This window comes from Roseimarinus sediminis, assembly GCF_050433125.1.
Classification (GTDB): Bacteria; Bacteroidota; Bacteroidia; order Bacteroidales; family Prolixibacteraceae; genus Roseimarinus; species Roseimarinus sediminis.
Genome location: NZ_JBNPXV010000003.1, coordinates 38573 through 57355, shown reverse-complemented (window position 1 = coordinate 57355; position 18783 = coordinate 38573). Strand labels below are relative to the sequence as shown.

14 protein-coding genes are annotated in these 18783 nt (G+C 46.0%); 7 read left to right on the top strand and 7 right to left on the bottom strand.

Going from position 1 to position 18783, the window contains the following annotated elements; all coding sequences use genetic code 11:
* The first annotated feature begins 121 nt into the window (after positions 1-121).
* A complete protein-coding gene (locus FHS86_RS04870) occupies positions 122-469 on the top strand; it encodes a hypothetical protein (protein ID WP_429411722.1) in 348 nt (115 codons plus the stop codon).
* A gap of 85 nt (positions 470-554) precedes the next feature.
* Here FHS86_RS04870 and FHS86_RS04865 read toward each other — a convergent pair whose 3' ends face one another.
* Positions 555-1052: a hypothetical protein gene (locus FHS86_RS04865; protein WP_429411720.1), complete on the bottom strand. Its 498-nt coding sequence runs from the start codon at positions 1050-1052 to the stop codon at positions 555-557.
* A 272-nt stretch (positions 1053-1324) separates the two neighbouring features.
* Here FHS86_RS04865 and FHS86_RS04860 point away from each other — a divergent pair, with 272 nt between their 5' ends.
* The 5 genes from FHS86_RS04860 (at position 1325) to FHS86_RS04840 (ending at position 9120) form a co-directional block, all read left to right on the top strand.
* Complete coding sequence (locus tag FHS86_RS04860; RefSeq protein ID WP_429411718.1) at positions 1325-2518, top strand: saccharopine dehydrogenase family protein; 1194 nt, start codon at positions 1325-1327, stop codon at positions 2516-2518.
* Between the two features lie 244 nt (positions 2519-2762).
* Positions 2763-5123 carry a TonB-dependent receptor gene (locus FHS86_RS04855; RefSeq protein WP_429411716.1) on the top strand — a complete coding sequence of 787 codons (2361 nt, stop codon included), beginning with the start codon at positions 2763-2765 and terminating at the stop codon, positions 5121-5123.
* 23 nt (positions 5124-5146) lie between these two features.
* The gene (locus tag FHS86_RS04850) at positions 5147-6376 is read left to right on the top strand and encodes a DUF4374 domain-containing protein (protein ID WP_429411714.1); all 1230 of its coding nucleotides are present in this window, start codon (positions 5147-5149) and stop codon (positions 6374-6376) included.
* 23 nt (positions 6377-6399) lie between these two features.
* Positions 6400-7539: a PepSY-associated TM helix domain-containing protein gene (locus FHS86_RS04845; RefSeq protein ID WP_429411712.1), complete on the top strand. Its 1140-nt coding sequence runs from the start codon at positions 6400-6402 to the stop codon at positions 7537-7539.
* 42 nt (positions 7540-7581) lie between these two features.
* Positions 7582-9120 (top strand): diflavin oxidoreductase, encoded by a 1539-nt coding sequence (locus FHS86_RS04840; protein ID WP_429411710.1) that lies wholly within the window; start codon positions 7582-7584, stop codon positions 9118-9120.
* On the opposite strand, the gene FHS86_RS04835 is transcribed toward FHS86_RS04840, so the two are convergent.
* The 5 genes from FHS86_RS04835 to ppk1 all read right to left on the bottom strand — a co-directional run bounded on the left by FHS86_RS04835 (position 9112) and on the right by ppk1 (position 15538).
* Positions 9112-9639 carry a mechanosensitive ion channel domain-containing protein gene (locus FHS86_RS04835; protein ID WP_429411708.1) on the bottom strand — a complete coding sequence of 176 codons (528 nt, stop codon included), beginning with the start codon at positions 9637-9639 and terminating at the stop codon, positions 9112-9114. The two genes, FHS86_RS04840 and FHS86_RS04835, sit on opposite strands and share 9 nt — an antisense overlap.
* Before the next feature lie 57 nt (positions 9640-9696).
* Positions 9697-10491: a lysophospholipid acyltransferase family protein gene (locus FHS86_RS04830; RefSeq protein WP_429411706.1), complete on the bottom strand. Its 795-nt coding sequence runs from the start codon at positions 10489-10491 to the stop codon at positions 9697-9699.
* Between the two features lie 40 nt (positions 10492-10531).
* Positions 10532-10978, bottom strand: coding sequence for a hypothetical protein (locus FHS86_RS04825; protein WP_429411704.1), 447 nt, complete (start codon positions 10976-10978; stop codon positions 10532-10534).
* Positions 10979-11200: 222 nt separating this feature from the next.
* On the bottom strand, positions 11201-13216 hold the full coding sequence (locus FHS86_RS04820; RefSeq protein ID WP_429411702.1) for a transketolase family protein: 2016 nt from the start codon (positions 13214-13216) through the stop codon (positions 11201-11203).
* Positions 13217-13441: 225 nt separating this feature from the next.
* Entirely contained in the window at positions 13442-15538 is a 2097-nt protein-coding gene (gene ppk1 / locus FHS86_RS04815) for a polyphosphate kinase 1 (protein WP_429411700.1), read from the bottom strand.
* Positions 15539-15768: 230 nt separating this feature from the next.
* On the opposite strand from ppk1, the gene FHS86_RS04810 reads away from it, so the two are divergent.
* Positions 15769-17130 (top strand): alanine/glycine:cation symporter family protein, encoded by a 1362-nt coding sequence (locus FHS86_RS04810; protein ID WP_429411698.1) that lies wholly within the window; start codon positions 15769-15771, stop codon positions 17128-17130.
* A gap of 233 nt (positions 17131-17363) precedes the next feature.
* Here the strand turns inward: FHS86_RS04810 and FHS86_RS04805 are convergent, their stop codons facing one another.
* Entirely contained in the window at positions 17364-18782 is a 1419-nt protein-coding gene (locus FHS86_RS04805) for a RapZ C-terminal domain-containing protein (protein ID WP_429411696.1), read from the bottom strand.
* Position 18783 lies beyond the last annotated feature (1 nt).

Below are 18783 nucleotides of genomic sequence, written 5' to 3'. Positions count from 1 at the left end.
TTGCTTTGGCATTTAGATTTCAAACCTGATTTTTTTGATACTCGATGTTATAGTTTGGATGCTCAATATTGTCGTTTGGATGAACAACTTAGACCTTTTGATGCTCAACTTGCAGCTTTAGATGAGCAATGTTTTCTTTTTGACGTTGAATGTTGACGTTTGGATGAGTAAAGTTTTCTTTTTGACGTTGAATGTTGACGTTTGGATGAGTAAAGTTTTCTTTTTGATGTTGAATGTTGTCGTTTGGATGAAAAACTTAGACCTTTTGATGCTCAACTTGCAACTTTTGATGAGCAATGTTGTCATTTGGATGAACAAAAGTGTTTTTTCGAAGGTCATCGAAAGTGCGCAAAACCCTCATCAAAAACAGCATGGTCATCATCAAAATCAGCAAGGTCATCATCAAAAGCTCTTAAAGCCTTATCAAAAAATATTGGGCTTCATCCAAAAACCACTTTGTTCATCTTAATCATTCCCTGTTGGCTGTGCAGCTGAACACAAAAAAGGCTGCCCCTGAAGGCAGCCTCGTCCCAATTCACGTTTCCCCTCGTATTTCACAAGCGGTTATCGCCTGCTTGTTGTGTCGAATCGCCGGAAGGAATAAATGCAATAATTTTATTGTTTTTGCTGATGGTTCCCGATAGCAGGGGATGTTCAGGCTGAATTTCGAGTTTCGTTTCCTTGTCGATGAAGGTAAATTCGAAATTTCGTTTGTCAACAATGATTAGCAGCCCGTCGTTCGTTGTGGTAGTAAGCTGCATCAGCTCGTCGAGCTCTTCAATATAAATTGACCCCTGCAATTCGCGGTGTTGCGCAATGTGCTCCGGTAAAATCAGTGTTGAACCAGCAGTTTCACTGTGGCACTCCATTCCCAGATTGTAATTGTCGTAGGCATTGAAAACTACCTGAACTCCTTTGGTCGATACAAACAAAATCTGTTTGTCGGTAAGTTGCCGGTAGCCTGCGAACGATCCCTGCTTTCCTGCTGTTGCGCTGCCTGCACCGAGCAGTAATAAAATAAAAATAAATAACTGCTTCACTGTAATGCTCATCAAAATTGTCATTTAAAAAACCTTGCCGCCTTTAGCAATTCAAGTGCCTAAAAATGTAAGACGCAAGTATACAGTTTTTTATATTTTCAGAACCTTGTTGTTTCGTCCCGATTTGGGACGAATGAACGTTTTTAGGACCTATTAAATGCGCATTTTTTTTTGAATTTGGAATAAAAAAGATGATATTGTAAAGGTGGCAGTTTTGAAAAAAAGCAGATATTTGCCACACTTTATTTGAAAGATTGCATAACCATTTAAAAACAAAAAACTTAGTGGGACGAGTACTCATAATCGGAGCAGGCGGTGTAGGCACCGTAGTTGCTCACAAAATGGCAGCCAATGCCGATGTTTTTACCGACATCATGCTTGCCAGCCGTACAAAATCGAAATGTGATGCCATTGCAGCAGCAGTGGGGGGGAACCGTATCCAAACAGCACAGGTTGATGCCAACAAAGTGCCCGAACTGGTTGCACTGATCCAATCGTTTCGGCCCGACATTGTGGTGAATGTGGCCTTGCCATACCAGGATCTGACCATCATGGATGCCTGTCTCGAGACCAAAACTGCCTACCTCGATACGGCCAATTATGAGCCCGAGAATGAAGCTAAATTTGAATACAGCTGGCAGTGGGCTTATCAGGATAAGTTTAAAGAGGCTGGAATTACAGGAATTCTGGGTTGTGGTTTCGACCCGGGTGTTACCAGTATCTATACTGCCTATGCTGCCAGGCATCATTTCGACGAGTTGCATACGCTCGATATTGTCGATTGCAACGCCGGTGATCACGGAAAGGCATTTGCCACCAATTTCAACCCGGAGATTAACATCAGGGAGGTGACCCAGAAGGGCAAATACTGGGAGAATGGCGAATGGAAACTCACTGAACCGCACGAAATTCATCAGCCATTGAACTATCCCAATATCGGACCCAAAGAGTCGTACCTTATTTATCACGAAGAGCTTGAGTCGCTGGTGAAGAATTTTCCGACGCTCAAAAGAGCCCGTTTCTGGATGACTTTTGGCCAGGAATACCTGACCCACCTGCGGGTAATTCAAAACATAGGCATGGCCGGAATTGAACCCATTGTATTTGAAGGAAAGGAAATTGTTCCTATCAAGTTCCTGAAAGCGGTATTGCCCGATCCGGGCGAGCTGGGCGAAAACTATACCGGCGAAACATCAATTGGATGCCGCATCAGTGGTATCAAAGACGGAAAAGAAAAGACCTATTACATTTACAATAATTGCAGTCACGAAGTGGCCTACAAGGAAACAGGTGCCCAGGGAGTTAGTTACACCACCGGGGTGCCCGCCATGGTGGGTGCAATGATGTACCTTAAAGGAATATGGAAAGGCGAAGGTGTATTCAACGTTGAAGAATTTAATCCCGATCCCTTCCTCGAAGAAGTGGCCAAACAGGGCCTGCCCTGGGTCGAATTGCACGACATCGATCTGGAACTTTAAAACACAAAACTCCTCCCGCCCGGGGGGAGTTTTTTTATACTTCCTGCCTGTATACGGCTTTTTTGCGCGTTTAATAAAATACCAACATCTTATGAGATGAATTTCTTATAGTCCTGTTGTTGAGGTCTGTATGCGTTTGATTCTTGCCCGCTTTTTGCCCTAAATTCATTATATCTTGGTATTGTTGCCCCTAAGTGGAGGTAATAGTTTTGTTGCATCAGTTCATTTCATTTTTTATTAATCAATGCAACAAACCATAAAATTGTCCAGGCAACTATTGATTTATTTCCTGCTTTTGTTTTGTCCGATCCTGCTCCTCGGACAAAACAAATCGGCCGTTATTCGTGGAAAGGTTATCTCATCCGACGATGGTACAGCCGTGCCCTTTGCTGCCTTACTGATCGAAGAAAGTGGCAGGGGAACGGTAAGCGATGCTGCGGGTTTTTTTTCCATAGCGGATGTAAGCGAGGGGGAATACCTGATCAGGGTACAATGCCTGGGTTTCAGTGAATACACATCCACATTCAGGATGGATGGTCTTACTGATAAAGTGCTTGAAATAGTGCTCGATCCGGTAGATCTTGCAGTGAGTGAGGTGTTGATTACCGGAAAGAGCAAGGCAGCACAGGCCCGGCAACAGGCTTTTACCATTTCGGCCATCGATGCCGAACCCTTGCAAAATACTAACCAGGATATTAATCTGGTACTGGGGAAGGTCACCGGTGTAAGAATCCGTGAAGAAGGCGGCCTGGGATCCGGCTTCAATTTCAGTCTGAATGGTTTTTCAGGAAGGCAGATCAAGTTTTTTATCGATGGTGTGCCCATGGATTATTACGGTTCATCCATGTCGCTGAACAACATTCCCATTAACATGGCTGAACAAATTGAGGTGTACAAAGGAGTGGTGCCGGTCGATCTGGGATCGGATGCGCTGGGTGGTGCCGTGAACATAGTTACCCGCAGCGATGTGAAAAGTTTTGTCGACGCGTCGTACAGCCTGGGTTCATTTAATACCCACCGGCTGTCGCTGCTGAGCAGGCATGTTCATCCCGAAAGTGGTTTTACAGCCGGAATCAACGCCTTTGCTTCTTATTCTGACAATAATTACAAGGTTGATGTCGAAATTTACGACAATGAAACCAGGGCCTTTAAGGGCGTCGAAAGTGTAGAACGCTTTAACGATACCTATCGTTCGGGCATGTTGCAGCTTGAAGCCGGCTGGCAAAATCGCCGCTTTGCTGATCAGCTGATGGCAGGAATCATCGCTTCGGGCAATTACAAGGAAATTCAAACCGGTGTGAACATGAACCAGGTGGCAGGTCAGGTTTATCGTACCAACGAACAGCTGGTGGCCTCGTTGAAATACAAAAAAGAAGCGCTTTTTACCGAAGGCCTCGATGTGCGTTTCTACAGTTCGTTGCTTCATGGCAACTCGCTGGTGGCCGACAGCAGTTCGCGTCAGTACAACTGGCATGGCGACTATTATGTTGAAGCCATTGGTACTTCGGGTGAGCTGTCGCGCGACAAATCGCTTTTCAGCTTTAACGACCGGAGTGTAAGCACCAGCAGCAATGTAAGCTATGAACTGAATTCGCGACATGCTTTTGTGCTGAATCATAACTATGCCTGGTTCCGCCGTGAGGGAAGCGATCCGCTCAGTCCTTACATCATCCCTTTTGACGAACCCAATGTGTTGAACAAACATGTGTTGGGGGCAGGGTATCAGAACAAAGCCCTCGATGAGCGGCTTTCAACCAATATTTTTTATAAGCGCTTTGCCATGGAGGTCGAAGTGGTGGAAGCCGCGTGGGGGAGTTATGCCCAAAACAGGCAGGCCTTTATGCGGCAAAGTTTTGGTGCGGCTTCTACCTGGTTTATCAGGCCCGAAGTACAGTTGAAAGTATCGTACGAAAATACCTACCGCCTTCCCGAAGTGTACGAACTGATGGGCGATGGCTTCCTGCTGAAAAACAATCCCTACCTGAAACCCGAAAGCAGTCAGAACCTGAATGCGGGCATCATGTGGAATCTGCTGTCGTCGAAACACCGGCTGCTGGTCGAAGGAAATTATCTGTACCGACTGGCCAGCGATCTGATCCGGCTCGATGTGGCTGCCATCACCAGTCAGTATCAGAACCTGCGAAGTGCTAGGGTGAATAGTTTCGAGGGCAATGTGAAATACCAGTACATGCAGCGCTTCAACTTTGAATGGAATACGACCTATCAAAACATGATTAACCTGGATGCGTCCACCGGTTATTACAAGGTGCGCATTCCCAATGTTCCATATTGGTTCAGCAATTTGTCGGCAGGCATGACCTTCGATGATTTTCTGCTAAAGAATTCGAAAACCAGTGTTAACTGGTCGGTGGTGTTTGTCGAGGCTTTTTATCTGAAGTGGCCCAACCTGGGCGTCCCTTCAGCCAAATACACCATTCCCCGACAGCTTTCACACAATGCCTCTGTTACTTGGTCGCTGAATAAGCGTTACAATGTTTCCATCGAGTGTCGAAACGTCTTCAACCGGGCCTTGTACGACAATTATGCGCTGCAAAAGCCGGGAAGGTCGTTGAATGTGAAAATCAGATATTTTATCTCCAAATAGTTAAACCTTTAAAAGAAATAAAAATGAACAAAGTAGCTTTTTCTCTGAAAATAATGTTGGCCTTGCTGTCTTTCTCTTTGCTATTTACTGCCTGTAGCGAAGATGTACCTGAACCTGAAAGCAATACGGCAGGCTATGTGCTGGCGCTCAGGTCGCTGGGAACCAATAACGAAACAGCCGACTATCTGTTAACAGCCGAAAGTCTGAGCGAGGGTGAAATTTCGGCTGTTGGCCGGGGCGTAGAACAACAGGGCTGGCGCTACTACACTGCGGCAGCCAATAAATTCTTCAGTGTGGGATATGGCGATAATAACCTGATAGGGTATGAATTAGATGAAGAGGGTGTCTTTAACGAGGCAGGCAAAATGGTATTCGAGCGCATGGACTGTATGAGCCCGGCACTGGGCGATGCCTTTGTGAGCATTGGGGCTCCCTGGGGCGGAGGATCGTACGATTGCACCATTCAGCTCATCGATGTAGAAGGGGTGGCTGTTGAAAATGAAGTGGTACATCCGCTTTATACCATCTCCGAAAACGATACCCTGAACAAGTGGCCCACTTCGATTGTGCTGAAGGATGAGTACTTGTATGTTTCGTTTTACCCCCTGCATGGCAGCACCTGGGCAACTCCTGTTGTCGACACAGCCTACATTAGCCTGTTCAGCTATCCCGAACTGGAATATATTAAAACGATTAAGGACGATCGCACTGGGCCCATTGGTTATTATGGAAGTTCACCTGCAATGATGCTGGATGAAGCCGGAAACTTGTACACTATTTCTCCCGCTTCGTATGCTGCCGGTTATACCGAAGTGGCTGCGTCGTCGGGTATCTTAAGGGTAAATGCCGGGGAAAGCGAATTCGACCCTGACTATTTTTTCGATGTGGAAGCCATCAGTGGCTACAAGGTGCTTACAGCTGCCTATGCCGGTAAGGGATTGGCTGTTGCCCGTATTGTTCCCGATCAGACTGCCGAAGTACCCGGTGCCTGGACCGCCTTTAAAGTGACAGTTCCCAACTTTAAGGTGGTGATACTCGATCTGGAAAATCAAACGGTACGCGATGTTGAAGACATTCCGCTGCATGGTGGCCAATACAGTACTCCTTTTTTACTTGATGACGGGAAGGTATACCTGTCGGTCAACGACGGGGAGAACGTAAATGTGTATGCCGTCGATCCGGTAACAGCCAGCGCCGAAAAAGGTGCCTCGATCGATGGAATCGAAGTGCAGGCCATTTATAAAGCAGAGTAGGAGGAATGATCAGTTTTAAACAAGTGAACAGAAAGATACATCTGTGGCTCGGACTTGTGTCCGGGCTGCTGGTGTTTCTGATTTCTATCAGCGGGGCCATGTATGCCTTTCGTGACGAAATTTACAACAAAGTACACCGGCAACACCGCTATGTCGATCAAGCAGGGCTAAGCCCCCTGCCACTCGATGCACTGTGGAAAATTGCTCAGGACACCCTGGGTGAAAATGCCCCGATCGATTATGTCAACACATTCGCTGAAGCTGACAGGGCCTGGGAGTTTAAAGCTTATCACCACAATCCTGAAAAAGTCAGTTATTTCAACTGGTGTGAATACGATTGGCTGGTATATATCAATCCTTACAACGGAGAGGTTTTGAAAGTACTCAACCATAAGTATGAATTCTTTCAGCTGGTGAAAATGTTTCACTGGAGCTTTTTGCTGAATACACGTTATGGTCAGCCCATTGTAGGCTACACTGTTTTGCTTTTTGTGATCGGGCTGCTTTCGGGACTGCTGTTGTGGTGGCCCTTTGGGAAGAAAGCGAAGAAACAGGCTTTTGTGATCCGACCGACCCGAAAATGGAAGGTGCTGAACCGTGATATCCACAATGTACTGGGTTTTTATTCCATTCCATTTACGCTCTTGTTGTCGTTCACCGGAATGGTGTGGGCTTTCAAATGGTTTATGGCGCTGGTGGTCGTGGTGGCCAATTTCAGTACAGCACTCCCTGAAAGTAAAAGCAGCCTGGCTGAAAACGATGAGCAGATGCAGGTCGATGCCATTTATGACAAGGTCTACCAAAATTCAGTCAAACGCCATCCCGAAGCTTATTCAATTATGATTCGAAGTGCGCCAGGTGCTTCGTTTGGTCCCATCGGTACTTATGTAAAGGAAAGTGAACCGGTTTATTACAAAGCCTGGCTTGAAAACTTCAACCCCTATACCGGTGAGTTGATCGACAGTAAAGGTTTTGGGGACTTAAGCAGAGGCGAAAAACTGATCAGCATGAATTACGACATCCATGTGGGGGCCATACTGGGACTGCCTGGAAAGATCATTGCTTTTTTTATCGCTTTGCTGGCTGCTTCGATGCCAATTAGTGGTTTTTTGATATGGTGGTATCGGATCAGGCCAAAAAGAAAAATCAAAATCGACTTTTAATTGTTATAGCTGGTGAAATTTAAATTGAAGTCAGTAAAAGGTATGTTTTCATTTTTAAAGAAGAAAAAAATCGAAGCCGATGTAACCATTCTCTATGGTACGCATACCGGAAATTCAAAGTTCATTGCAAAAAAAACGGCCGAGGTACTCAGGAAAAAGGGCATTGTTAATTTGTGCAAGGATGTAAAGCAATACGACATTAGCAGCTTGGAGAAAGAAAAGAACCTCTTACTGATCATCAGTACGCATGGAGAAGGAGAACCACCTCAGGCAGCCGAAAAGTTTTACCGGCAATTAATGGCGTTTGATCAGCCGCTACCGCATTTGTCTTATTCGGTATGTGCTTTGGGAGATAAGACCTATGAGCATTTCTGCCTTCCCGGCCGAAGCATCCATCAGAAATTGCAGGCGGCAGGAGCACGACCGCTTGCCCCGCCTGCCGAGTGCGACGTCGAATATGAAAAGCCGGTGCGCCAGTGGATCCGGTCGCTTGTTGAAGAATTTCAGCAGAATAAGAATTCCAGCAGTGATGTCGGTTTTATCAGCGAAGGCAAAAAGCAGTTCACTGCCCGGGTACTCAATCGGTGCAGAGTTAATGATGAACGGTCGGACAAGGAAGTTTTTCAACTGACCATTGGTGTTGACGATGCTGAATTTCAATATCAGCCCGGCGATTCGCTGGCCATCACCCCGCAGAACGATCAGGAGGTGGTAGAACGAATTATTGCATTACTTGGCAGCTACCATCCACAGGAAGATTTCTCCCCGCTAAGGGAAGCCCTGACAGAGCGTTTTGAATTATCACGTCTGTCTTCCACCACACTCAGACGTTATAACGATACAGCACGAAGTGAAGCACTTCAGGCCTTGATAGCTGAAAGAAGTTCGACACGAATTTCGGGTGGAAAGGAAGGAATGATTCAGCTGTTGGAAGAGTTTCCTGCCAAATTTACCACCGAAAGTTTCCTACAGCTGTTGACTCCCATGCAGCCTCGTTATTATTCGGTGGCCTCGTCGCAAAAAGTGAGCGCCAACAAAGCCGATTTGTTGATTCGTACACTCGAAAAGGGAGTTGCCACCCCTTATCTGAACCACCGGCTCGAAATTGGACAGGTCATTACGGTGAGGGTGGTTCCCAATCCTGACTTTCACCTTCCGGGGAATCAGGAAACTCCTGTAATTATGATTGCCAATGGGGTGGGACTTGCTCCCTTCAGGGCTTTTATGCAGGAGCTGGAAGGCCGTGATCATCATGCTCCGGTGTGGCTCATGCTGGGAGAACGAAACAAGGACTTTGATTTCCTGTACAGGGCCGAATGGGAAGTCTGGCAACGAAACGGAAGTCTGAACCATCTCCATACTGCCTTTTCACGGGGAGAAAAACCCGCTTATGTGCAGGCACTGCTTGAGGAAAATAAGGCTGAACTGATCAACTGGATCAGCCAGGGAGCCGCTGTGTATGTTTGCGGCTCAGTGCCCATGGGCGAAGAAGTCAGAAAACGGTGCGATCGCATTCTGGAAGGTAAAATAACAGTTGAGCTGCTAAAACAGCAGGGGCGCTATGCCGAGGAATTATTTTAATTTTCCGGTGTGTTGATGCTTCTCAATGTGCGAGGTGGCAATGTTTTTTTGCAGTACCACCGAATTGGGAATGGTGATGTGCTCACCTTCGGCGGTTTTTAAATGTACAAAGAAAAAGGTAATATCGTTGATCTGGCCTTCGATGATGAAATCCTTTTCCAGCACCTTGATCCGGTCGCCAATTTTCATCGGGTGGTTGAAATAGAGAATCAACCCAGCTGTAATGTTCGATAGGATCGACCATTGGGCAAAAAAGGCGATCCCCAGAATGGTTACAACCGATGATAAAAAGAGAAAGAGTTTCTCTTTTTCAATACCCCAGATGGCCACTACGGCCACAAAGGCACCCAGTAACAGGAAGAAATTGATGATCTTGACCGTGATTCGCCTGCGTTGAAGGCTGAAATGAAATTTCTTCAATGCACGGTTAATCGAATGGCGGGTAACAAACCTGATGACGGCCATCGATACAAGTACGATTCCTGTTTGAATCAGTTCGTTTTGATAGTTTTCTAACATTTCCTTTTCGTTAGCTGCTTATTACCTTGTAGGCTTGTTGAGGAAGTTTTTACTGTTTTACCTGCTGTTCCACTGTTTTAGATGTTCGCCAATGAATTCGACGATGGTCTGGTGCTCGGCTTTTCCCGTTCCGTTGATTTCCATAGGAGCTCCAAATTTAATGTGCACCGGTTCATTTCGTTGGGCTCTTCCAAGGTCTTTTACAAGACGACCATTGGCCCAAAAGTCGGTTTTAATGGCCATGGGAACCACCCTTACCTTTGCTTTTTGCGCCAGTTTAATACCAAGTGAATTGAACTTTTCGGGATCGAAAGCTGTGGTACGGGTACTTTGCGGGAAAATTATCACCGAAGTACCTTCGGACAGCTTCTGTTTTCCTTCGTTAATCACCTTGATCAAATCGTTGCGCGAATCATTGCGCCCCACTGTAATTGGGTTACGCGCACGCATGATGGGGCCAAACAAGGGGTTGCCCGTAAGGCTGTCCTTCACCACAAAGGTGACTTCCTTAACCGGAGCAATCAGCCCGGGAAAGACCATGGTTTCGAGCGTTCCCATGTGGTTGCTGATAAACACAACGGGCTCATCTTTTACGGCATCGAGGTGTTCAAAACCTTCGATGTGGAAGTGGGCACCACAATCTTCAAGAAAGTTAAAAATCTCCACCGAACTTAAGGCCCAGCGCGCTGTGTCGTAGTTTCCCTTTAGTGCAATTTTTCGGTTAGAAAGCACGAAGCGTAAAAACCGGAGGTTGAAATAGAAACTTGTGCCTAAGGACAGTCGGTCCCAGATAATGCGCTTCTTATTGGCCGGTGTATGGTATTCGTTAACCTGAAAGTATGGATTCAGCATGATCAGTTTTTAAATAATGCTGCAAATTTAGGAAAAGTTTTTATCTGAAAAGGTACATTTTTCGTAACTGACCGTCGGGGACTCCAATCAACTGGTTGATATAACCTGTTTCTTCGCGCAATTCTCCTGAATATTGGATTAATCCTCTGCCATAAGGCATGCAGGCTTCCCATACTCCCGATTGGCTACAATCGTTAAGGTTGGTGATGCGCACCAGCGTATGATTTTCGACAATGATGATCACGTAACGGTATTGAACAGCCTCTTCAAGGCTTTCCTGAATGTTTTCCCTGGTGAGTACAATGGTTTTGTCGTCGGCATCGCTTAGCAAATCATCAACAGCAGCTATGGGTTCAGCACCTTCTAATTCACTCATCGCGATGAGGTGTACCTCGTCGAGCAGTGCTTTGATCTGGGCAGGTTTTTCGTTTCCCCTTGCAAGGTTCGAAAAAGCAAAAAACAGCAATAAAGGTAGCAGTAATTTCATAGTACTTAGCTTTGGTTTACCCCCTCAATTTAGCAAAATATGTGAGAAGAATACGTATTTGCCTATACTAAAATCTGCACTCATGCCATGAAGAAAATGGTAAGCAATACGATGATCTTAATTAAGGGATTCATTAAAAAAGTAAAGCAGCAGCTTAATAGCATAAAAAAAACCACCGACATGAGAAGGCCGGTGGTTTTGATGATTTTATGATGGAACGAATCAGGCCAGTAAAGCTTTTACCTGCTTGTACACATTTTGACCATTGAAGCCAAGTTGGTCGTCGAGTACCTGATAAGGAGCCGAGAAGCCAAACGATTCAAGACCGAATACTTTTCCATCGGCACCCACAAGCCCCTCGAGGGTAACAGGCAATCCGGCAGTCATACCAAATTTGGTAACGCCTTTAGGCAGCACTGCTTCCTGGTATTCGGCGCTTTGTGTGCGGAACAAACCTTCGGAAGGAACCGATACGATGCGGCATTTGATACCGTCTTTTTCGAGTAGTTCAGCTCCGGCTGCAAGTGTGCTCACTTCCGAACCACTGGCAAGCAGGATAACGTCGGGAGTTCCTTCGCTGTCGCTGATGATGTAAGCACCTTTTTCGGCTGCCTGAGCAGTTTCGTAGGTAGTTACATTTTTAATGCCCTGACGTGAAAGCAGCAGCGCAGTTGGTGTACTGATGTTTTCAAGTGCCATTTTCCATGCAACGGTGGTTTCGTTGGCGTCGGCCGGACGAAGCACCAGCATTGAATTCTTATGGCTGTGGTTTTGCAGTTTTTCAAGCAAACGAATCTGAGCTTCCTGCTCTACGGGCTGGTGGGTAGGGCCGTCTTCGCCTACGCGGAAGGCATCGTGGGTCCAAACATATTTAACCGGCAATTCCATGAGGGCAGCCAAACGTGCAGCTGGTTTCATGTAGTCGCTGAAAACAAAGAAAGTTCCACATACAGGAATAATTCCACCGTGCAGCGCCATGCCGTTCATGATGGCAGCCATGGTGAGTTCGCTAACACCTGCCTGAAAAAACTGTCCGCTGAAATCACCTTTTGTGAAAGCCGTTGTTTTTTTCAGGAAGCCGTCGGTCTTATCTGAGTTGGAAAGGTCGGCCGAAGCAACAACCATGTTTTCTACCTCGCTTGCAAACACCGAAAGTACAGCCGCTGAGGCAGCCCTGGTGGCACTTCCTGCTTTTTGTTCTATTTTGCTGAAATCGACAGCAGGCACATCGTTCGAGAAGAATTTTTTCAGTTTAACAGCCAGCTCAGGATTTTCGGCTTCCCATTTGGCCTGCTCTGCTTTTTTCTGTGCTGCTTTTTTGATCAGTTCTTCCTTGCGTTGGGCATAGAATTCCTGTACTTCGGGGAAAATAACAAAGGGGTTTTCAGGATCGCCTCCCAGGTTACTGATGGTCTTTTCGAACGAAGCACCGGCACCACTCAATGGTTGTCCGTGCGTAGAGCACTGACGTTCGAAATTGGCATCTGTTTCGGTCACAGCGCCTTTTCCCATAATGGTTTTACCAATGATGATGGTAGGTCTTTCAGTTTCCTTATTGGCTTCGTCGAGGGCCTTTCTGATCTGGTCAGCATCGTTTCCGTTGATGGTGATTACTTTCCAGTTCCAGGCTTCGTATTTTTTTGCTGTATCTTCGGTCGTAACAGCATCGGTTTCGGTCGATAGCTGAATGTCGTTCGAATCGTAAAACATAATCAGGTTGCTCAGTCCCAGATAACCGGCAATACGTCCGGCACCCTGAGAGATTTCTTCCTGAACACCACCATCGGAGATGAAGGTGTAGATTTTATGAGTCATCCACTCACCAAAGCGAGCTGCGTGGAAACGTTCGGCGATGGCTGCACCCACTGCCATCACATGTCCCTGTCCGAGTGGTCCTGATGTGTTTTCAACACCTCTTTCAACGTCCAACTCGGGGTGACCCGGGGTAACGCTTCCCCACTGACGGAAGTTGGCACAGTCTTCCATGCTGAAATTGCCGGTCAGCGCAAGCTGGGCATACAACATGGGTGACATGTGTCCGGGGTCAAGGAAAAACCGGTCACGGTTGATCCAGGTCATGTCGCTGGGATCGTAGTTGAGGTATTCAGAATACAGGATATTGATGAAATCGGCACCACCCATGGCCCCGCCGGGGTGGCCACTGTTTGCTTTTTCAACCATGGCTGCAGCCAGAATCCGAATGTTGTCGGCAGCCTTGTTTGTTAGTGTGTTACTCATTTTTAAGTGATTATTTGTTATGATATAGGTTCATTAGAGCTGACCTTAAAGGCCAATGCTTCTGTCTTTTAAAACAAGAAAACAAAGATAGTACTATTATGCAATGAAAAAAAGCTTAACCCGATGTTGATAAATCAATTAATCATTACATAACCCATCATTTAAGCGAGCGTGCGTTTCGTGATGATGTAGAAAACAGTCTCTGTTTTTTTGAAAAACAAAGGCTTATTCTTCGTGATCGGGGCGTATTCTTGGATACTTTTCTTTCAGATATTCATAGGTTGCTAGTTGTGACTGTACTTTAGCCTGCTGATTGCTGATGCGGATATTCTCCATTTTTTGCCCTATTTCGCATGCTTTTACATTATCGGCAAGCTGTATGTTCAGAATTTCGATCACTTCTTTTCTCAAGTCGCGATCAAGAATGGGAACCACACATTCAACACGCCGGTAGAGGTTGCGTTTCATCCAGTCGGCCGATCCGATGAAAACTTTTTCATCGCCATTGTTATGGAATACATACACCCTGGCATGCTCCAAAAAACGATCGATGATGCGGATGATGCGAATGTTTTTGCTGAACTTCCGGCCGGGTTTCAGTATGCAGATTCCCCTTACGATCAGATCGATTTTAACCCCGGCTTCACTGGCGCGGTAAAGCATTTCGACCATGTTGGGATCCTGCAGGCCATTCATTTTTAATAGAATGTATCCTTTGTGTCCTTTCCTTACATGTTCAATTTCGCGGGCGATCAGCCGGCCAAATTTGGCGATCAGGTTGAAGCCCGGAACCAGCAGATGTTTGAATCTAATTTTTTCGTTCTGATGTTCAAGATAATCAAACAGCTTGTGCAGGTCGTGAATGATTTCGGGGTTGGAGGTGAAAAGCCCGTGGTCGCTGTATAGTCTGGCTGTTTTTTCATTGAAATTTCCTGTTCCGATGTAAGCCTGGTCTTTGGCTGTAGGAAAACGTTCCTTGTCGCGAATAATCATTGCTGCTTTAGCATGTACTTTTAAACCCGGAATACTGTAAAATATGTGAATGCCGGCTTTGATCATTTCGGCCGAATAACGAAGGTTCATTTCTTCGTCGAAGCGGGCTTTCAGCTCGACAAACACCGTCACCTTTTTGCCATTTTCAGCTGCATTCATCAGGGCATTCACCACAGCCGACCGGTCGGCTACACGGTATTGGGTTGCCTTAATTTCTGTTACTGTATCATCCTGTGCGGCTTGTTCCAAAAAGCGTAAAAAGTAATCGTACGACTGATAGGGAACCGACAGTAGATAATCTTTCTGATCGATTGCGCTTTTCAGGTCGCTGGCAGCATCGAGGCTGGGAATCCTCAGGGGTGGAAGATTCTCATTTTCGAGTTGTGGTGCAAGCGGGTTGGGGAAGCTAAAGAAATCCCTGAAGTTATGGTAGGAACCACCCCGAACCAGTATGTCGCTGTCGAGACGAAAAGTGTCAACGAGGTATTTTAATATGCGATGTGGCATGTGCCGGTCGTACAAAAAACGGTTGGGTTTACCCAGTTTTCGCGACGATGATATCTTCTGAATGGCATCGATGAGTTCCTCTTCTTCGTACTCGTCGTATTCGAGATCGGCATCACGCGTCAGTTTGACGGTGTACCACTCTTTCACATGATAGCCCGGGAAGAGCTTGTTAATATGCCGGATTATCACGTCTTCAAGAAACATGATGTAGTATTTCCCATCCGATGGTTTCAATTCAATGAAGCGTGAAATATTGTGGTCGGTAGGGAGTTTAATCAGACCGTAACGTTTACGGTGTTTTGTTCCTGCCGAGGGAGCTTCTTTGATCACCAGTTCCAGCACAAGGTAAACCTGTCCTGTTTTCAGGAAGGGGCGTATGCGCTTCTTGGCCAGCAGCACCGGCTGTAAAGTACTCAGAATTTCGAGTGTAAAAATCTCGTTGATCTGTATTTGCTGAGTTTCCGTGAGTTCTGAATTCTTATTTAATAGTATGATGTTATTTTTTTCGAGCTCAGGGATGATCTCTTCATCAAAAATACGATGAAACTCCAACTGATAACTGGTAACCGTTTCGTTGATCTTTTGCAGAATCCTGTCTGGTTTAACTTCTGCTACCTTTGATGGGATGAGGTGTTCATTTTCGAGTAACTGCCGGTAGTAACTAACTCTTACCTGATAAAACTCTTCGAGGTTATTTGAATAGATCGCCAAAAATTTAATTCGTTCATACAGGGGGAGCGAAGGATCTTTTGCTTCTTCGAGTACCCTGTAATTAAATGACAACCAGCTTAAGTCCCTGTTGAAATATTTATATTCTGCCATGGCAATATGGTTTAAGCAATAAATGTTACCAATATAACATTATGCATGCCGATTTGGCTTACGCGCTTGCAGTGCCTGTTCAGTCATGCTTTTCCCAAGATATTGTTTTAAGTTGTATTGGCAATGCCTGTTTAGAAATTATTTTTCATAATAATGGTAAGCCGGCTGTCGAATTCCTGATGCTTGTGTTGATCTTTTTTTAAAGTAGATTTTTTCTGTATTTTGTTGCAATGGAAATGATTGAAAATGCCATAGCGGCTTTTGCCAATTTTGTATGGGGTTTTCCCCTTTTGATCTTATTACTGGGTGGCGGGCTTTTTTTTCTCTTTTATTCCGAACTGATTCCCGTCAGGTATTTCAGGCATGCCATTGCTATTTTGCGCGGTAAATACGACGATCCGGAGGAAAAGGGTCAGATCAATCATTACCAGGCCTTGTCAACGGCACTGGCGGCTACTGTAGGAATGGGAAACATCAGCGGGGTGGCCGTGGCCATTACCATGGGAGGTCCCGGGGCCATCTTTTGGATGTGGGTAAGTGCCCTGCTGGGCGTGAGCACCAAATTCTTTACTTGTACACTTGCCCTAATGTACCGGGGGAAGGATTCTTCAGGCGAAATTCAGGGTGGCCCCATGTATTACATCGTTGAAGGCCTGGGAAGGAAATGGAGACCCATGGCTGTATTTTTTGCTTTAACGGGGATGTTTGCAGTACTGCCGGTGTTTCAGGCCAATCAACTCACCCAGGTGTTTCGCGATGTCATGTTAATTCCCAATGGCTGGTATGCCGGCTGGGGAAGTGATCTTGCTTCAGGCATCATTATCTGTATATTAATGGTCCTTGTTATTTTTGGCGGAATAAAGCGCATCGGCAAAGTAACAGGCAGTATGGTTCCGCTGATGGTTGTAGTGTATCTGATTGCTGTGCTTTACATCGTTTTTAAAAATTTCGCAGAAGTTGGTCCGGCTTTTTCGCTGATTCTCGAGGATGCATTCACGGGCAATGCCGTGATGGGCGGGGCATTGGGAGCCTTGATTATTACGGGTGTAAAACGGGCAGCCTTTTCGAACGAGGCGGGTATGGGTACCGCACCGCTGGCGCACGGAGCAGCAAAAACCAACGAAGCGGTACGCGAAGGACTGGTGGCCATGCTCGGCCCCATTATCGATACCCTGATTGTGTGCACCCTTACGGCACTGGCCATTATCGTGACCGGTGTGTGGCACGATGCTTCGGCCGATGGAATTACACTCACTGCCCTGGCTTTCGAAAAGGCACTTCCGGGCTTTGGACCTTATTTACTCATACTCTGTGTTGTCTTTTTTTCGCTTTCAACCATGTTTGCTTTTCCGTATTATGGTGCCAAATGCAGTTCGTTCATCTTTGGAACAGGCTCAATAAAATGGTACAACGGGATTATTTCTTTGTCGGCCATTGTTGGCTCAGTGGTTTCGCTCGGAGTGGTGGTATCGTTCATCGACAGCGCCTATGCCCTCATGGCTTTTCCCAACATGCTGGCTGCCTTGTTGCTGGCTCCCAAAGTGAAAGGGGCTACACGTGACTACTTTGCGCGTTTGAACAGTATGAAGTAAGAAAAAGTCTTTGGTCAAAGGACAAAAAGGGAAAAGTTTAACCTGTTAAAAAAATAGAAGATTTAACAGGGTTGATGCTTAGTAAGAAATATTTCTAGTTTTTGGCTTTTTTCAGTTTTTTGGCCTTGCAAAGTTTATCTTCTTTCTTGGCCAGTCGCTCGCATTTTTTGCATATGTATTTTGGCTCATCGGGTGCCTGATAATTCTTTTTGCTACATTGTGTTTTGCTCATGTTATTTTTTGCTCCAGTGTTTTTCTTCGTTGTGTAGCAAAACGACTTTCACCGGGTAATTGTTTTTCACCCAGGCAGCAAATTTTTCAGCCTGGTACACCGAGCGGTGTTGCCCCCCTGTACATCCGAAGTTGACACACAGGTGCTTAAAACCACGGGTCAGGTATTCGTTAATGGAGATTTCAAGGATCTTTCTTAGTTGCTTCTGAAATGTTGCTACCTGAGGATATTGTTCAAGGTAGTTGATTACTTCGGAATCGAGGCCGCTAAGTGAACGGTAGGCTTCGAGGCGCCCCGGATTGGGCAGACCACGGCAGTCGAATACAAAGCCGCCTCCGTTGCCCGATGGGTCATCGGGGATTCCTTTCTTGTAAGAAAAACTGGTAATTCTCAGGGTGAGCTGGTCAGGATCGGCTTGGTATTGATCGGCCCATTTTGATGCCTGCAAACGGGCTGCAATCTTTTTGATCTCGGGCAATTCAACTGCAATTTTGTTTTCGTTGAAAAGTGAATTCAGGTTGCCAATTGCTGTTGCAATGCTTTCGCTGAAGCCGGGCTTTCGCTCATAAAGTCCCCTGAAACCATAGGCTCCCAGTGCCTGCAATATCCTGATCAGCGCAAAGACGTAGAACTGTTTTTTGAACGTCTGAAGATCGACATTGCTAAGTTGACAGGCCGACTTTGCATAGAAAAGAAGCAGTTGCTCACGCTCACCTTCATCGAGCGCACTTTTCGGACTGTAAAGCAGTGAGGCAACATCGTAGTGCAGAGGCCCCTTCCTTCCACCCTGATAGTCGATAAAGCAGGGCTCGTCATCTTTCATCATGATGTTGCGCGACTGAAAATCACGGTACATGAAAAAGGATTGCCCGGCTTCAAGCAGCTTGTTGGCCAGCCGGTGAAAGTCATCTTCGAGGGCCTGTTCGTCAAAGGGAATTGCAGCCAGCTTCAGAAATTCATATTTGAAATAATTAAGATCCCAGAAGATCGATTGCCAGTCGAAGGCCGCTCGTGGATAGCACTTGCCAAAATCGATGTGTTTCCCGCCTTCTAGCTGGATTTTTAAGAGCAAGTCAAGTATTTTTTGAAAGAGCTCCAGCTTGTTTCCCTTTTCAGAACGCTTCAGGTAATCCGATAAAGTTTCATCCCCAAGATCACTGAGCAGGTAATGTTTCCGGTCGGGGGCAATGACCAGTATTTCGGGTACGCTGAACTGAAGTTTTCTGAATGTTTCGGTGAAACTAAAAAAGGCTTCGTTTTCTCCCTCATTGGCATTGAAAGCTCCGATTACACAGTATTGGCTATTTTGCAGCCGGTAGTATATACGTTCGGATCCTGATTGCGGCAGTTGCTTTATGCTTTCAGGCTGCTGTTTGAATTGCTTTTCAAATAAGCCGCTAAGTATTTCGGATGTTGTCATC

Coding starts and splice junctions, on each gene's coding strand:
- FHS86_RS04870 (WP_429411722.1), top strand. CDS start 122: ATGAGCAATGTTTTCTTTTTGACGTTGAATGTTGACGTTTGGATGAGT.
- FHS86_RS04865 (WP_429411720.1), bottom strand. CDS start 1,052: ATGAGCATTACAGTGAAGCAGTTATTTATTTTTATTTTATTACTGCTC.
- FHS86_RS04855 (WP_429411716.1), top strand. CDS start 2,763: ATGCAACAAACCATAAAATTGTCCAGGCAACTATTGATTTATTTCCTG.
- FHS86_RS04850 (WP_429411714.1), top strand. CDS start 5,147: ATGAACAAAGTAGCTTTTTCTCTGAAAATAATGTTGGCCTTGCTGTCT.
- FHS86_RS04840 (WP_429411710.1), top strand. CDS start 7,582: ATGTTTTCATTTTTAAAGAAGAAAAAAATCGAAGCCGATGTAACCATT.
- FHS86_RS04835 (WP_429411708.1), bottom strand. CDS start 9,639: ATGTTAGAAAACTATCAAAACGAACTGATTCAAACAGGAATCGTACTT.
- FHS86_RS04830 (WP_429411706.1), bottom strand. CDS start 10,491: ATGCTGAATCCATACTTTCAGGTTAACGAATACCATACACCGGCCAAT.
- FHS86_RS04825 (WP_429411704.1), bottom strand. CDS start 10,978: ATGAAATTACTGCTACCTTTATTGCTGTTTTTTGCTTTTTCGAACCTT.
- FHS86_RS04820 (WP_429411702.1), bottom strand. CDS start 13,216: ATGAGTAACACACTAACAAACAAGGCTGCCGACAACATTCGGATTCTG.
- ppk1 (WP_429411700.1), bottom strand. CDS start 15,538: ATGGCAGAATATAAATATTTCAACAGGGACTTAAGCTGGTTGTCATTT.
- FHS86_RS04810 (WP_429411698.1), top strand. CDS start 15,769: ATGGAAATGATTGAAAATGCCATAGCGGCTTTTGCCAATTTTGTATGG.
- FHS86_RS04805 (WP_429411696.1), bottom strand. CDS start 18,782: ATGACAACATCCGAAATACTTAGCGGCTTATTTGAAAAGCAATTCAAA.